The organism is Bacillus sp. EU52 (assembly GCF_037964975.1).
In the GTDB taxonomy this organism is placed as follows: Bacteria; Bacillota; Bacilli; order Bacillales; family Bacillaceae; genus Bacillus; species Bacillus subtilis.
In genome coordinates, this window is the sequence record NZ_CP150177.1 from 2,267,306 (window position 1) to 2,281,507 (window position 14,202).

At 44.3% G+C, this 14,202-nt stretch carries 18 protein-coding genes; all 18 read right to left on the minus strand.

Annotated features, from left to right (window positions below; all coding sequences use genetic code 11):
* Positions 1 to 13 precede the first annotated feature (13 nt).
* On the minus strand, positions 14 to 1,333 hold the full coding sequence (gene lysA, locus NSU05_RS11470; protein ID WP_038430022.1) for a diaminopimelate decarboxylase: 1,320 nt from the start codon (positions 1,331 to 1,333) through the stop codon (positions 14 to 16).
* 105 nt (positions 1,334 to 1,438) lie between these two features.
* Complete coding sequence (spoVAF, locus tag NSU05_RS11475; RefSeq protein ID WP_003230471.1) at positions 1,439 to 2,920, minus strand: spore germination protein SpoVAF; 1,482 nt, start codon at positions 2,918 to 2,920, stop codon at positions 1,439 to 1,441.
* Positions 2,871 to 3,482, minus strand: coding sequence for a stage V sporulation protein SpoVABEA (spoVAEA, locus tag NSU05_RS11480; protein WP_003230469.1), 612 nt, complete (start codon positions 3,480 to 3,482; stop codon positions 2,871 to 2,873). Before spoVAEA ends, spoVAF begins: the two co-directional genes overlap by 50 nt.
* 7 nt (positions 3,483 to 3,489) lie before the next feature.
* Complete coding sequence (gene spoVAE / locus NSU05_RS11485) at positions 3,490 to 3,840, minus strand: stage V sporulation protein AE (protein ID WP_003230467.1); 351 nt, start codon at positions 3,838 to 3,840, stop codon at positions 3,490 to 3,492.
* 1 nt (position 3,841) lies between these two features.
* Positions 3,842 to 4,864 carry a stage V sporulation protein AD gene (spoVAD, locus tag NSU05_RS11490; protein ID WP_038429225.1) on the minus strand — a complete coding sequence of 341 codons (1,023 nt, stop codon included), beginning with the start codon at positions 4,862 to 4,864 and terminating at the stop codon, positions 3,842 to 3,844.
* A 12-nt stretch (positions 4,865 to 4,876) separates the two neighbouring features.
* Positions 4,877 to 5,329 (minus strand): stage V sporulation protein AC, encoded by a 453-nt coding sequence (spoVAC, locus tag NSU05_RS11495; RefSeq protein WP_029726751.1) that lies wholly within the window; start codon positions 5,327 to 5,329, stop codon positions 4,877 to 4,879.
* A gap of 12 nt (positions 5,330 to 5,341) precedes the next feature.
* A complete protein-coding gene (gene spoVAB, locus NSU05_RS11500) occupies positions 5,342 to 5,767 on the minus strand; it encodes a stage V sporulation protein SpoVAB (protein ID WP_003230463.1) in 426 nt (141 codons plus the stop codon).
* Positions 5,757 to 6,377: a stage V sporulation protein SpoVAA gene (gene spoVAA, locus NSU05_RS11505; RefSeq protein ID WP_015714205.1), complete on the minus strand. Its 621-nt coding sequence runs from the start codon at positions 6,375 to 6,377 to the stop codon at positions 5,757 to 5,759. The genes spoVAB and spoVAA overlap by 11 nt, the downstream gene beginning before the upstream one ends.
* A 126-nt stretch (positions 6,378 to 6,503) precedes the next feature.
* Positions 6,504 to 7,271 carry an RNA polymerase sporulation sigma factor SigF gene (gene sigF, locus NSU05_RS11510; protein WP_003230458.1) on the minus strand — a complete coding sequence of 256 codons (768 nt, stop codon included), beginning with the start codon at positions 7,269 to 7,271 and terminating at the stop codon, positions 6,504 to 6,506.
* Between the two features lie 11 nt (positions 7,272 to 7,282).
* Positions 7,283 to 7,723 (minus strand): anti-sigma F factor, encoded by a 441-nt coding sequence (gene spoIIAB / locus NSU05_RS11515; protein ID WP_003230452.1) that lies wholly within the window; start codon positions 7,721 to 7,723, stop codon positions 7,283 to 7,285.
* On the minus strand, positions 7,720 to 8,073 hold the full coding sequence (gene spoIIAA, locus NSU05_RS11520; RefSeq protein ID WP_004398633.1) for an anti-sigma F factor antagonist: 354 nt from the start codon (positions 8,071 to 8,073) through the stop codon (positions 7,720 to 7,722). Before spoIIAA ends, spoIIAB begins: the two co-directional genes overlap by 4 nt.
* Before the next feature lie 95 nt (positions 8,074 to 8,168).
* A complete protein-coding gene (gene dacF, locus NSU05_RS11525; RefSeq protein ID WP_004398637.1) occupies positions 8,169 to 9,338 on the minus strand; it encodes a D-alanyl-D-alanine carboxypeptidase DacF in 1,170 nt (389 codons plus the stop codon).
* A gap of 154 nt (positions 9,339 to 9,492) precedes the next feature.
* Positions 9,493 to 10,308, minus strand: a complete 816-nt coding sequence (locus NSU05_RS11530) for a purine nucleoside phosphorylase I, inosine and guanosine-specific (RefSeq protein WP_017695927.1) — start codon at positions 10,306 to 10,308, stop codon at positions 9,493 to 9,495.
* A gap of 12 nt (positions 10,309 to 10,320) precedes the next feature.
* Positions 10,321 to 11,505: a phosphopentomutase gene (gene deoB / locus NSU05_RS11535; protein ID WP_015251776.1), complete on the minus strand. Its 1,185-nt coding sequence runs from the start codon at positions 11,503 to 11,505 to the stop codon at positions 10,321 to 10,323.
* A gap of 160 nt (positions 11,506 to 11,665) precedes the next feature.
* The gene (xerD, locus tag NSU05_RS11540) at positions 11,666 to 12,556 is read right to left on the minus strand and encodes a site-specific tyrosine recombinase XerD (RefSeq protein WP_004398985.1); all 891 of its coding nucleotides are present in this window, start codon (positions 12,554 to 12,556) and stop codon (positions 11,666 to 11,668) included.
* A gap of 7 nt (positions 12,557 to 12,563) precedes the next feature.
* Positions 12,564 to 12,791, minus strand: a complete 228-nt coding sequence (locus NSU05_RS11545) for a YqzK family protein (protein ID WP_003230440.1) — start codon at positions 12,789 to 12,791, stop codon at positions 12,564 to 12,566.
* A 124-nt stretch (positions 12,792 to 12,915) separates the two neighbouring features.
* Positions 12,916 to 13,365: a ferric iron uptake transcriptional regulator gene (gene fur / locus NSU05_RS11550; RefSeq protein ID WP_029726750.1), complete on the minus strand. Its 450-nt coding sequence runs from the start codon at positions 13,363 to 13,365 to the stop codon at positions 12,916 to 12,918.
* Between the two features lie 112 nt (positions 13,366 to 13,477).
* A complete protein-coding gene (gene spoIIM / locus NSU05_RS11555; protein WP_004398593.1) occupies positions 13,478 to 14,122 on the minus strand; it encodes a stage II sporulation protein M in 645 nt (214 codons plus the stop codon).
* Positions 14,123 to 14,202 lie beyond the last annotated feature (80 nt).

Here is a 14,202-nt window from a genome sequence, read left to right on the forward strand (position 1 = left end):
TCGGCGCTTTCTTTTATTGCTTTACACCCGTTTTAAATGGCAGATCAAGTTTTACAATATCTTCGTATGTTTCTCGCTTCACGACTAAATGAGCCTCACCGTTTTCGACAAATACAACGGCGGGTCTCGGAATACGGTTATAATTGTTGGCCATGCTGTATCCATAAGCGCCTGTACAAAAAACGGCAAGAAGATCGCCTTCTTTTACTTCCGGCAGGTCAATATCCCAAATCAGCATATCTCCGCTTTCACAGCACTTTCCGGCAATTGATACCGTTTTGTCATGCGCTTCTCCGATCCTGTTGGCTGCCGCAGCTTCATATTTAGCTTGGTAAAGCGCAGGACGAATATTGTCGTTCATGCCTCCGTCTACAGCCACATATTGGCGGACACCCGGCACTTCTTTTTGAGAGCCAACCGTATAAAGGGTTGTGCCTGCGTCTCCCACGAGAGAACGGCCCGGTTCGATCCAAATTTCCGGAATGTCAAAACCGTAACGGGAAGCATTTTCTTTCACAGCTTCGATAATTTTTTCAACGTATTCAGTGGCATGAAGCGGTTCATCATCTTCCGTATAACGAATGCCGAAACCTCCTCCAAGATTCAGCACCTTGGATACAAATGAATATGAATCTCTCCATTCGTCTAGTTTTTTGAAGATTTTTTCCGCTGCTAACACAAAACCGGCCGTATCAAAGATTTGCGAGCCGATATGGCAATGGACACCCAGCAGCTGAATGTGTTCCGATTGTAATACTTGTTCAATGGCCCGTTCAGTTTGTCCGTTATGAAGATCGAAACCAAACTTTGAATCTTCCTGGCCCGTTGTAATGTAGTCATGCGTATGCGCTTCTACTCCGGGCGTGATCCGAAGAAGAACATCGATGGAGTGACCCGTTTCTTTACATAGGTCTTCAAGAAGCGCAATTTCATAGAAATTATCCACCACAATGCAGCCGATGCGGTGCTCAAGCGCCATGCGCAGTTCTTCCCTGCTCTTATTGTTTCCATGAAAGTGGATGCGTTCTGCCGGAAAGCCTGCCGCAACAGCCGTATATAGCTCTCCTCCGGATACGACATCTAAAGAAAGTCCCTCTTCCTCAGCGAGCTGAATCATTGCGACTGATGAGAATGCTTTGCTCGCATATGCCACCTGTGCTTTCAGCCCTGCAGAAACAAACGCCTGCTTAAAGCTTTTAGCACGCTCACGTATTAAAGCCACATCATATACGTAAAGAGGTGTACCATATTTCTCCGCTAAATAGAGAGCATCCACACCTCCGATTTCTAAATGACCATGTTGATTTTGTCTGCTTGTGCCGTGTAAGAACAATGTCATTCCCTCTTTCTCCGCTTATGGATGAAAGGACAGTTTTATGGACTGTCCCTTCATGATTAAGACATACATTATCATACTCTTCAGTCAGTTTCAATGCGATTATGAATTGGTAGGCTGTCTTAAGCGATTTTTGGGGTGAACGATACTGGGTCTTACTTTTGCGCCAGGTTTCGCTGTGCGGACAAGAACCTGCCACAGCGCCTTTCCGTTAAAGGGAATCAGCGGCCATAAGTACGGTGTCTGAAGGGATTTGATGCTTGCCATGGCAATAATTAGCACTGTAAATCCGATGACGAGCCCTTTTATATGAAATAAGGCAACGAGTATCATGAGGACAAGACGGCTCATTTTGTTTGCCAAGCTTAATTCATAACTAGGCGTCGTAAAGGTTCCAATCGCCGCAAGTGAGACGTACAGAATCACCTCAGGAGAAAAAAGGCCGACCTCAATCGCAATCTGCCCGATCAGAACAGCGGCAATTAAACCCATTGCTGTCGATAAAGCCGTCGGGGTGTGAATGGCAGCCATTCTGAGAAACTCGATTCCTAAGTCAGCTAAAAATATCTGCAGGATGATCGGGATATGCGTATCTTTATTTAAACCGATAAATTTCATGTTGTCCGGGAGCAGATCAGGCTGAAGCACAAAGAGAAACCAGATCGGAAGAAATAAAGTAGAAGCAAGAATACCGAAAAATCTTACCCATCTTAAAAAGGTCCCGACTGAAGGCGCCTGCCTATATTCTTCAGCATGCTGCACATGGTGAAATAAAGTCGTCGGGGTAATGATCACACTCGGCGATGTGTCCACTATAATGATAACATGGCCTTCTAGAACATGATTTGCGGCCACATCCGGTCTTTCTGTATAGCGCACGAGCGGAAAAGGATTATAGCTTTGATTAACAATGAATTCCTCGACAGTTTTGTCTGCCATTGTTAATCCATCGACATCAATGGATGCAATTTCTTTTTCTACGATCTCAACCAGATCCGGATCAGCTATATCTTCTATATAACAAATGCTTAAATCCGTCTTTGACCGCTCACCAACTTTAGTCATCTTGACTCGAAGGCGTTCGTCTCTGATCCGCCTTCTGAGAAGGGCCGTATTGACGACGATATTTTCAACAAATCCGTCTCTGGCTCCCCTGACTACCTTTTCCGTATCAGGTTCTTCCGGGTTTCTGCCCGGATAGCTTCTGACGTCAATTATAAATGCGAAGCCTGCACCTTCAACAATGACAGCGACGAGCCCGGACAGCACTTGGTCGGTGGTTTCATCCAAGGTTTTTACTTTTTCGACCTGGGCGTTAAGCAGCCTGTTTTCGACGATGTCGACCAGCTCATCAGGGTCTTCTTTCCGATTGTTAATGGCAACAAGCTCTCTCATTAAATGAATAATATAGGCTGTATCGCATAATCCATTTAGATAGTAAAGCTGGATCTCTTTATCTAAAATCGTGAGCTTGCGAACACCTACATCATAGCTCGTCCCCATCCCAACACGGTTTTTGAAATACTCTTCATTTTTAGCTGGATTCCGATAAACCCGAATTTTCTCTTCCTTGTGGTCCGGCATGATACCCGCTCCTTTCTAAAATAAACTCGACCGCTTTCATGGTGATTGGCGACCCTTTTGAGATATCGTCTTTTCTGCCCATTTTGCCGATATCCCCGATACCGACAATAAGTGGGAGATCAAGTTTATCAAGGCAATAGACTGTATCTCCACTCATTCTGTGGTCATCAAATTCCCTTTCCCCGACTTTATCGACGCCGTATTCAGTTATTTCTCCATTGCGGTCAATGCTTACATCGACCCTGGTCCATTCAGCCTGATGTGTTTTTGACGCGACCGCAATCACACCGAGCACTTCAATAGACGGATGGGTTGCGACATAGGTTAGAGCGGCTTCTCCCGGACCCTCTCCTTGAAGGCCGGAGTCGTCAAACATGACAAATACAGGATCATACGGTGCTGAGGCGATCAGCTTGACAAGCTCGGCGCCGCTGCGGGTGGAAGGATTCCCTTTTGATTGTGAAATACATCGGCCTCCCACTTTGCTTGCGGCGTATTCAATTGTTTTAGCGGCATAAACATCCCCGTCTGTTACCAGTATGACCTTGCGTTTTGTCGTCATGTCGGCATTATCCTTTCGGTTTGAAAATAACAGCTACGATAAAGGCGAAAAGAATAGCGGCTGAGATACCGGCCGAGGTCAGCTCAAAAATCCCCATGCCGATTCCGATAAATCCGTGTATATGCGCCTGATGCATGGCGCCGTGCAGAAGACTGTGACCGAAGCTGACGATCGGAACGGTGGCGCCTCCTCCGGCAAATTCAATAAATTTATCGTAAATGCCGAAACCATCTAATATTGCACCGATTACAACAAATGATGTCATGACATGAGCTGGCGTCAATTTAAAAATATCCAAGAGCAGCTGGCCGACGATACAAATGGCCCCGCCGCAGACAAAAGCCAAAAGGTAGTCCATGTTAAGATGCACCTCCTGCACGCTCAAATACAACCCCGTGGGCGATAGTCGGGATGGTTTCTTTTTGCTGGATCATCGTCGGGCTTAATAGCGCCCCGGTCGCCACGACAAATACACGGTTTAGTTTTCCTTCTCTCAGCTGCTTAAAAATATGAGAGTAGGTGACAACCGCTGAACAAGCACAGCCGCTCCCCCCGGCAAAGACCTGCTGATCCGGAGTGTAAATCAGAAGCCCGCAATCATCATGCTTTGTGCCGACTGGATATCCATCTTCTTTTAAAATGTCTTTTACGATTGGAGAACCGACGCCTGACAGGTCACCTGTCAGGATTAGATCATAGTCATCCGCTGTCCGGTTGAGATCTTTAAAGTGCTGCTTAATCGTATCAGCTGCAGCCGGAGCCATAGCCGATCCCATATCAAAAGGATCTGTAATTCCTAAATCAGAAACCTTCCCGACAGTCGCACTTGTGATTTGGATATCACCCGGACCCGGTGTCTGACTGATGACAACTGCACCGCTTCCGGTTACAGTGGAGGTAGCAGTGTCCGGTTTTTGGCCTCCGTATTCTGTCGGATAGCGAAACTGTCTTTCCGCAGTTGCATTGTGACTGCTAGTGGCAGCGAGTGCCCTTTTGGCAAACCCGCCATCAACTAAGGCTGATGCGACAGCCACTGTTTCCATTGATGTTGAACAGGCGCCAAACATACAAAGAAATGGGATTTTCAAGTGTCTTGCGACATAGTTAGCCGTCACGTTTTGGTTCAGCAAGTCGCCTGCCAGCAATAGGTCAATATCATCTTTTGTCAGATTGTTTTTTTGAAGTGCAACATTAACAGCGTCTTCCATCAGCTGCCGTTCCGCCATTTCCCAGCTTTTTTGATTACAATGCATTTCGTCATAGGTTTTATCAAATAAAGAGCCGAGCGGTCCGTCTTTTTCCTTTGGTCCTGCTGCCGTTCCCGCTGAGTTGACAAATATGGGATGTTCAAATACCCAGGTTTGCTTTCCTGTTAATTTCATTTTCTTCTCCTCCTATGACATCAGTTTCTCAAAAGCAAACCGAATCATTCCAACGATGTATGCAGCTACAACTCCGAAAACAATAACATTTCCTGCCAGTTTAAACATATTTGTCGCTACTCCAAGCACTAATCCTTCACTTTTATATTCAAGAGCCGCGCTTGCCATACTGTTGGCAAAACCTGTGACAGGTACGGCTGAACCTGCGCCTGCGAATTGTCCGATTCTGTCATAGATGCCAAGCCCTGTAAGCAGGGCAGAGATTAATATCAGCGTTGCAGCTGTTGGATTCCCCGCAGTTTTTTCATTGAAATCAAAAAAATGGATATAAAAATTTTGCAGACCTTGCCCGATTGCACAAATCAGTCCGCCCACTAAAAAGGCTTTTACACAGTTCCAGACGTAAGGCGGCTTAGGCTGATATGTTTTCACTTTTGATTTGTAATTTTCTTTTATGTTTGTCATCTTGAAACCTCCTTATGAATGGTCAATAAAGTACAGCCAGTGAAATAAAGATCCCGCGATTTTCCCAATCACGATGGCCATTAACAGAATAATGATTTTACTTCTGAGCCCGATTCGTTTCGCCAAAATCGGCAGGACATTTAAAACCTCTGTAAGAGCAGCCGCTAGCATCCCGACGAACAAACCTGCCAGAAGCCCGACCGGCACAGCTATCCATTTTGTTAGATAAAGATGATTCATATGAAGCGTCTCCCATCCCCCGCAAACCGCGCCAAGAATAACAGCCGCTTCATAAGCCTGAACAAATCTCATTGTTTTGGTGAGCTGCATCAGCCGCGGAATGATTCCCATTACGGTTAAAAAAGCAACGAAACCCGCCCCCACCGTTATGCCTCCGCCGAGCCCGACAAAAATAATGAACAATACACTAACGATCATGCAGATCCTTTATGGTTTCTTGATTCTCATGCATGGCCACATATTGATCGAGATCAAGCTGATAGTTAAACATCTCAACCTCCAGCGGGCTGGGCTCTTCATTTAGGCGCTTTTTAAATATGTGGTTAAAAAACACGATCATCCCCAGTCCCAAACCGATGCTGTATGGGATTTGAAGCAAATATGGATAGTCATTCCTCTCTCCGGTTATGATTTCATATAGTGCGATATGAACATCTCTCATGCTTACATCCTCATGAAAGTTCATGATGGCAAGACACGATCCAATAAACAGAAGCAGCCAGACACCGATAAATAGAACCGTTGATAAATTTCGCTTTCGATATTGAATTTCAACAATGGTTTCTGCTCCGCCTACGGTTTGAACATCAAGTGTCGGATCTTGTAAATGAATGGCTCTGAGGACTTGTATGATATCCAGAATTACGATATTTTTATCTTTTTCGCTCACCTGATAAAGCGGCATAGCCGAAAGTTTCTTTTTCAGCTGAAGCTGCCCTTCTATTTGCGCGGCATCTCCAACGGTAATAATATCCCCTGGATGTGCCAGCACCCGGTGGCGAAGCCGGATAAATATTCGTCGTTCCATCATTGATCACCATCTTTCGGTGGTTATATATGTAGTATGTGGTTCGATTTTGTTCTCATTCATCCGCTCGAAAAGACCATAAATTACCACGCTTTTGCACACAAAAAAGCTAGCCTGCACTGCAGACTAGCCATCCGTATGATCCATTTGAACCTTGATCTGTTTTAATATTTTCTTTTCAAGCCTGGAAACCTGCACCTGAGAGATCCCGAGCCGCTCAGCCACCTCGGACTGTGTCTGGTCTTTATAATATCTGAGATAGACGATTAGTTTTTCCCTTTCCTCCAAATCGCTGATTGCTTCTTTCAGCGCAATTTTGTCAAACCATTTTTCTTCTGAGTTGTCAGCGATTTGATCAAGCAGGGTAATCGGATCTCCGTCATTTTCATAAACGGTTTCGTGAATCGAAGATGGAGCCCTTACCGCCTCTTGGGCCAGTACAACATCCTCAGCTTCAATCTCCAAATGGTCAGCGATCTCCTGCACTGTCGGCACTCTGCCCAGTGTTTTCGAAAGCTCATCCTTCGCGCGCCGGATTTTGTTTCCAAGCTCTTTTAATGACCTTGATACCTTTACGGTTCCGTCATCACGGATAAATCGTTGGATTTCTCCGATAATCATCGGCACTGCATACGTTGAAAAACGCACATCATAGGTTAAATCAAATTTGTCAACAGATTTTAACAGCCCGATGCAGCCGATCTGGAAGAGATCGTCAGGCTCGTATCCTCTGTTTAAAAACCGCTGTACGACAGACCAAACAAGACGCATGTTTTTTTCTATGAGGAGGTCTCTTGCCTGCTGGTCGCCATTTTGGCTTTGTTTGATTAATTCCTTTACTTCATGATCCTTCAGCTGAGCGTTTTTGCCGTTTTTCTTAACCTCCACATCCATAACAAATCTCCTTAATTACAAAGCGCTTTGCTTTTTGATAAGTGCTTTGTTAAGCGAATCGTTGTTCCCATTTCAGGCGATGAATCGATACTGACATCATCCATGAAATTTTCCATAATGGTAAAGCCCATTCCAGAGCGCTCAAGCTCAGGCTTAGTCGTAAATAGAGGCTGACGGGCTTCTTCAAGATCTGTAATGCCTAAGCCTTCATCACGAATAGTCATATATACGACATGATCTTCCAGCGTCACTGAAATGTAAACTTTCCCTTCACAGTTCTCTTCATATCCATGGATAATCGCATTCGTGACAGCCTCTGACACGACTGTTTTGATTTCAGTCAGTTCATCCATTGTCGGGTCCAGCTGAGCTATAAATGATGCAACTGTCACACGGGCGAACGATTCATTCTGACTGAGGGCAGAAAACTCAAGGTGCATTTCATTTTTCATGATGCCACCCCCAGTGTCAGGAGTGCCTGCTGTTCAGATTGTTCAAATCGGATAATTTTAAACAGACCCGACATATCAAACAATCGCTTCACCGCAGGAGAGATAGCGCAAACGACCATTTCCCCGCCAATTTGCTTAATTTGCTTGTATCTTCCTAAAATAACGCCAAGCCCCGAGCTGTCCATAAAGGAAAGGTCCTCCAAGTTCAGCACGATATGGCGAATATCATCCTTCTCCAATGATTGAGTCACTTTTTGCTTCAGGGTTTCAGCCGTATGGTGATCGAGTTCGCCTGTTAATCGAATACAAAGCACAGATTCTTTGACATTCATGTCAATTCCAAGGCTCATGCTCATTCCTCCTTGATATGATCGGATAATGAGTGTTTCGATTTCGACGGAATGAATTCCTTCACCGTGACAAAACTAGTGGTCATTCGGCATAATTACTTAAATTTTGTCCAGTCTCCCATCGTCCGCTTCAAGAATGTGATAAACCCGGCTTTCTTCATATCTTCTTTTGCAGCAACAGGACTTTCAGCGAGTACTTCTCCATCCTTTTTCAGAACAAGAGTGCCAAGCTCTTGGCCTTTTTGAATCGGAGCACTAATATTGTCCTTCATCTTGATTTCTTTTTTCACATCGTTCATATCCTCGCCTTTTTTCGTCAATATTGAAATCGGCTCAGATGTAGTGAGTTCGATAAATTTTTGTTTCCCTTTTTTGACCTTTACTTTTGCTACTGTTTGATTTCGTTTATATAAAGGATGCGTTTCATATTGGCTAAAGGCGAAGTCAAGCATTTTTGTCACTTGCGCGTTTCTTTCTTTAGGCGTGCTCGCTCCGAATACAACCGCTATGGCCCGCATGTTTCCTTTTTTTGCCGAAGCAGTCAGACAATATTTCGCTTCGCCTGTATAGCCTGTTTTTACGCCGTCTACACCAGGATAAAATTTGATAAGGCGATTTGTATTCACAAGCCAAAACTTTTTATCTGTATTTTCACGAAGGTAATCTTCATACGTGCCGGTAAACTTCGTAATTGATTCGTATTTCAATAATTCCTTAGCCATGATTGCCATGTCATAAGCAGAGCTGTAATGTCCTTCCTCGGTCAATCCGGTCGGGTTTTTGAAGGATGTATTTTTCAATCCCAGCTCTTTTGCTTTTTTGTTCATTTTCTTCACAAATTCTTCTTCCGAGCCGGAAATAAATTCAGCCATGGCGACGGAAGCGTCATTTCCCGAAGCGATTGCGATGCCTTTCAGCATTTCTTTGACAGTCATTTCTTCGCCGGGCTCAAGGAAGATCTGTGAGCCGCCCATTGACGCCGCATGCTCGCTTGTACGGACCTTATCACTCATTTTGATTTTGCCTTTATCTAAAGCTTCCATAATCAAAAGCATCGTCATAATTTTCGTCATGCTTGCAGGCGCCAGTCTCTCATTGCTGTTCTTGTTGTAAAGCACTTTTCCTGTGTCACGTTCTATCAGCACCGCAGACTTCGCTTCATGAGCAAGCTCCGATGTACGTTTTCCGTCTTGTTTTGCAAATGCAGACGGTGCAAATGTAAGCAGCATTATACCAATCAACAAAGTGGATAAAAGACGTTTCATCTCAAAAGCCCTCCATTTCATAATCCTTTTTATTTTTTCCAAGCGGGATGGTTTTATACGCCACTGATGGAAAATGTTTCGAATTTTGGGCATAAAAAAAGACAGCTGTGTGATATCAGACACAGCTGTCTTTTGGTCCTGCATTGATTCATTTTTATTCGTACTGAGCGACGATCGCTTTAACAAACTTTAAGAATCCAGCTTTTACTTTTTCGGTCACTTCCATAACTTCATCGTGACTTAAAGGCTGATCCAGAATTCCGGCTGCCGCGTTAGAGATGCAGGAAATGCCAAGAACCCGCATTCCCGCATGATTCGCTACAATGACTTCCGGAACAGTAGACATGCCGACTGCATCAGAGCCCATCGTTCTTAAGAACCGGACTTCTGCCGGTGTTTCGTAAGAAGGTCCTGTCACTGCAGTGTACACGCCTTTTTGAATTGGGATATTAAGGTCTTTCGCAATCTTTTCAGCCAGGCTGGACAGATCTTTGTCATAGGCTGAAGACATATCTGGAAATCTGGCGCCGAAATCTGCTTCGTTTGGCCCGATTAACGGGTTTGTTCCCATAAAGTTGATATGATCGGTAATAATCATTAAGTCTCCCGCACGGAATTCAGTGTTGACACCGCCTGCGGCATTTGTCACGATCAACGCTTCCACACCGAGCGCTTTCATCACGCGTACAGGGAATGTGACTTTCTCCATTGAGTAGCCTTCATAAAAATGAAAGCGGCCCTGCATTGCAATGACGGAAACTCCTTCAAGAGTGCCAAGCACAAGCTGTCCGGCATGCCCTTCAACAGTAGATACCGGGAATTCAGGTATATCTTCATATTTCAGCTTGACCGGATTTTCAATTTCGTCCGCCAAAATGCCAAGACCTGAGCCTAAAATAAGGCCGATCTTCGGAGATTCCGGCAGGTTTTGTTTAATAAAAGCGGCTGCGCGTTCAATTCTGTCCTTCAAGAAACAGTCCCCCTATTGTAATAAAGATAAAAAGCTTTTCCCGTATTTCGGTTTATTCGTTTGGAAATTATCAGCGATCGTTGCACCGATATCAGCAAATGTATCTGCAAGCGGCAGCATTTGCGCTTTCTTATGTTTTTTGCTGTAAGCGAGAATCGGCACATACTCGCGTGTATGGTCAGTCCCATGATGAATCGGATCATTGCCGTGGTCGGCTGTAATAATTAACAGATCGTCTTCTCTCATTTTTTCAAACACTTCCGGAAGCCGCGCATCAAATTCTTCAAGCGCGCGTCCGTAGCCTTCAGGGTCACGGCGGTGTCCGAATAACGCGTCAAAATCAACAAGGTTCGCAAAGCTCAGACCCGTAAAGTCTTCTCCCAGCGTATCGATCACCTTGTCCATTCCGTCCATATTAGAAACCGTTCTGCGTGAAGAAGTAATGCCTTCTCCGTCGTAAATATCAGAGATTTTTCCGATTGAAATCACATCTAAGCCGCTGTCTTTCAATTCATTCATGACAGTGCGATCAAACGGCTTCAGCGCATAATCATGGCGGTTTGGCGTCCGTTTGAATTGACCCGGCTCTCCGACGAACGGCCGTGCAATAATGCGGCCAACCATATATTTCGGATCAAGCGTTAGCTCTCTCGCCGTTTCGCAAATGCGATACAGCTCCTCAAGCGGCACAACCTCTTCGTGAGCGGCAATTTGCAGAACAGAGTCAGCAGACGTGTAAACAATTAAAGCCCCTGTCTCCATGTGCTCCTGACCAAGCTCATCCAAAATCGCTGTGCCGGAAGCCGGCTTGTTTCCAATAATTTTGCGGCCAGATCTCTTTTCCAGCTCTTGAAGCAATTCATCAGGAAAGCCTTCCGGGAACACTTTAAATGGTTTATCAATGTATAAACCCATAATCTCCCAATGGCCGGTCATCGTATCTTTTCCGTTTGACGCTTCTTGCATTTTTCCATAATACGCAAGCGGATGTTCTGTTTTTTCTACACCTTTGATATCTTCGATAAGACCAAGGCCGAGCTTTGCCATATTCGGCATATGTAATCCGTTCATATGCTCGGCAATATGACCGAGCGTATGAGCGCCTTCGTCATTAAAGTCAGCGGCATCCGGCGCTTCGCCGATTCCGACTGAGTCCATCACAATTAAAAACACACGATTATATTTGTATGCAGGCATCTTGAAAGCCTCCTTTTTTTCTATACGTCTATTGTATCGCTAAGAGGTCTGACAACTCAAGTATAAACCGTTTTCATTCCCGTTGACAATGTATTTGGAAATAATGAGAAACTTCAATATTTTCTGTCGCTCTAAACAAAAAAGCCGCAGCCACCTGCGGCTATGCTCGCGGATGAAACTGCTTGTACACATCCTTCAGCCTTGTTTTCGTCACATGCGTATAAATTTGCGTCGTGGATATATCCGCATGACCGAGCATTTCCTGCACCGCTCTTAAATCTGCCCCGTTCTCAAGCAGATGCGTCGCAAAGGAATGCCTAAGCGTATGCGGAGTCAGCTCTTTCTTAATGCCGGCTTCCAACGCGATTTTTTTCAGGTTCTTCCAAAATCCCTGGCGGCTGATCTGTTTGCCGTGATGATTTAAAAAGAGGGCGTCAGACACATTGTTCTTTAACAGTTTTCCCCTGGCTTTTGTCATATATTCCTCAATGGCGGAAGCGGCGGCTTCACCAATTGGCACAATCCGTTCTTTTCTTCCTTTGCCAAAGCATCGGATAAACCCCATAGATAAATGAACATCTGCCGTTTTCAACTCAATCATTTCACTGACTCGTATGCCTGTCGCATAAAGCAGCTCCAGCATTGCTTTATCCCGATAGCCGAATGGGCTCGTCAGCTTAGGCGTGTCCAATAATCGCTCGACTTCATTGAGTGCGAGCACCTTCGGAAGCGCCCGTTCCGTCTTTTGTGTTTCGATATGAACGGAAGGGTCCTTATCCGTTACTTTTTCCCTGAGCAGAAATTGATGAAAAGAGCGAATGGATGCCAAATGCCGCGCCGATGTCTTGCCGGATTTCCCCGAGTCCTTCAAATGCTTTAAATATTGGATAATATGTATGCGGGTAACGTGATTCCAATCTGTAACATGAAGGGTTTCTGTTAAGTAGAGAGAATAGCTTTTCAAGTCACGTTCATAGGATACGATCGTATTTTGAGAGAGCCCTCTCTCTACCATAACGTAGTGGATGAAATCCTTTATTTGATCTTTCACTCTTGATCTACTCCCCGTTTTGGTAAAAAAAGATCAACCGGTCGAACCATCCGCCTTTTTCATCCTGATCCATTTCAACAACTTTTACAGCGGAGCCTTCCGGTTTATCATACCGATGATAGTTTTCATACTCTTGATTCACCCATATCATAGCATAATAGAACAAAGCGGTAAAACCGGTAAACAGGATGAAAACTTTCAATGCATCGACAGCTGTTTTCAGGAATCTTCCCATGTCCTAATCGATCCTTTCCCTATGGTTCCAGTTATATAAACCATATGCCAAATCAGAAAGGTTTTATACATAGAAACAGCAAAAAACCCTTTCCCTATGAGAAAAGGTTCGCGCTCGGCACCGTCTATTCAGTTTCTTTTCCGTAACAGCGGTGGCAAATGCCGTGAAACGTCAATCTATGATCTTTAATCTTAAATTTCCAATCACGTTCAATGATTTCTTCCACGTCTTCAAGCAAATCTTCTTCAATTTCATCAACGGCTCCGCACTCCATGCACACCAAGTGGTGATGAAAGTGAGCTGCTCCCTCTTTCCGAAGGTCGTAACGGGACACACCGTCTCCAAAGTTAATTTTATCTACGACTTTTAATTCAGTTAATAATTCAAGCGTACGGTATACTGTAGCGAGACCGATCTCAGGAGATTTCTCTTTTACGAGGAGGTATACATCTTCTGCGCTTAAATGGTCTTCTTCGTTTTCAAGCAGCACTCTTACTGTCGCTTCACGCTGTGGCGTAAGTTTATAGCTGGATGAGTGCAGTTGTTTCTTAATACGATCAATACGGTTTTCCATGTCTTTCCCTCCTACGCCGCATTCCATGACTCATTATAACAAAATACGCGCAGAGTTCCAACTATAATTATTATAAACTGATAAATAAAATGGTTTTCTTTTAATAATGATTTTAAAAAAGTCTAGATGTAAGCTTTTCCATTAAAACAGGAGATAAGTATGCTTCAAAGAGAGATGAAATCAGCGCTAAAAACAGAATGACCAGCAGCACAAAGGCATACCGCCCGAACCATTGAATCGGCGCGTCATGCAGGCTTCGTTTCACGAACAGCTGTCTGATTAACTTTAAAGAAAACGCAATTGCACATGTGCCCATAATGAGATAAGCCGGAATCAGCAGCACATTTTGCGGCAAAACGGAGACAAATGATAGGAAAAACCCGCTTACTCCCATCTGATTGACTAGGAACCCGACAGTAAAGCCGACGACGATCCCTTTCAGAAAGATCATAATGAAAATAATCGGCATCCCAATGACGGAAATTCCCAGTATCCACATCAGGCCTAAATACTTTGCATTATGAAAGATACTTTGCCCAAACATATCAGCTGAACTTGCCTGTTTTCCATCCGAAAGCTGTCCAAAAAATTGACTTAAGTAGTAGTATAAATCTTCTTTCTGGCTGATGGTCATACTGTTGACAATAATCGCGCCAAAGATGACACCCATGAAAAACAGCACTGACACAAATATATAAAGAGAGAGATGATCTTTGACATGCCTGAGAAACATGTCCTTATAAGAGATTTTTCGCATACCGTTTCCTCCCGCCCGCTCTAGTGATTTGATTTAATAGATTGTATGAAAGAAACAGAAAAACATGCCCTTTTTCAAAA

What these genes read in the sequence shown, in the direction of transcription:
- spoVAA (WP_015714205.1), bottom strand. Translation starts at nt 6,377, where the DNA reads ATGGAACGACGAATATTTATCCGGCTTCGCCACCGGGTGCTGGCACAT.
- spoIIAA (WP_004398633.1), bottom strand. Translation starts at nt 8,073, where the DNA reads ATGAGCCTTGGAATTGACATGAATGTCAAAGAATCTGTGCTTTGTATT.
- spoVAE (WP_003230467.1), bottom strand. Translation starts at nt 3,840, where the DNA reads ATGGACTACCTTTTGGCTTTTGTCTGCGGCGGGGCCATTTGTATCGTC.
- spoVAC (WP_029726751.1), bottom strand. Translation starts at nt 5,329, where the DNA reads ATGACAAACATAAAAGAAAATTACAAATCAAAAGTGAAAACATATCAG.
- spoVAB (WP_003230463.1), bottom strand. Translation starts at nt 5,767, where the DNA reads ATGATCGTTAGTGTATTGTTCATTATTTTTGTCGGGCTCGGCGGAGGC.
- dacF (WP_004398637.1), bottom strand. Translation starts at nt 9,338, where the DNA reads ATGAAACGTCTTTTATCCACTTTGTTGATTGGTATAATGCTGCTTACA.
- fur (WP_029726750.1), bottom strand. Translation starts at nt 13,365, where the DNA reads ATGGAAAACCGTATTGATCGTATTAAGAAACAACTGCACTCATCCAGC.
- spoVAEA (WP_003230469.1), bottom strand. Translation starts at nt 3,482, where the DNA reads ATGACGACAAAACGCAAGGTCATACTGGTAACAGACGGGGATGTTTAT.
- spoIIAB (WP_003230452.1), bottom strand. Translation starts at nt 7,723, where the DNA reads ATGAAAAATGAAATGCACCTTGAGTTTTCTGCCCTCAGTCAGAATGAA.
- NSU05_RS11545 (WP_003230440.1), bottom strand. Translation starts at nt 12,791, where the DNA reads ATGGGAAGATTCCTGAAAACAGCTGTCGATGCATTGAAAGTTTTCATC.
- spoIIM (WP_004398593.1), bottom strand. Translation starts at nt 14,122, where the DNA reads ATGCGAAAAATCTCTTATAAGGACATGTTTCTCAGGCATGTCAAAGAT.
- sigF (WP_003230458.1), bottom strand. Translation starts at nt 7,271, where the DNA reads ATGGATGTGGAGGTTAAGAAAAACGGCAAAAACGCTCAGCTGAAGGAT.
- deoB (WP_015251776.1), bottom strand. Translation starts at nt 11,505, where the DNA reads ATGCCTGCATACAAATATAATCGTGTGTTTTTAATTGTGATGGACTCA.
- spoVAF (WP_003230471.1), bottom strand. Translation starts at nt 2,920, where the DNA reads ATGCCGGACCACAAGGAAGAGAAAATTCGGGTTTATCGGAATCCAGCT.
- spoVAD (WP_038429225.1), bottom strand. Translation starts at nt 4,864, where the DNA reads ATGAAATTAACAGGAAAGCAAACCTGGGTATTTGAACATCCCATATTT.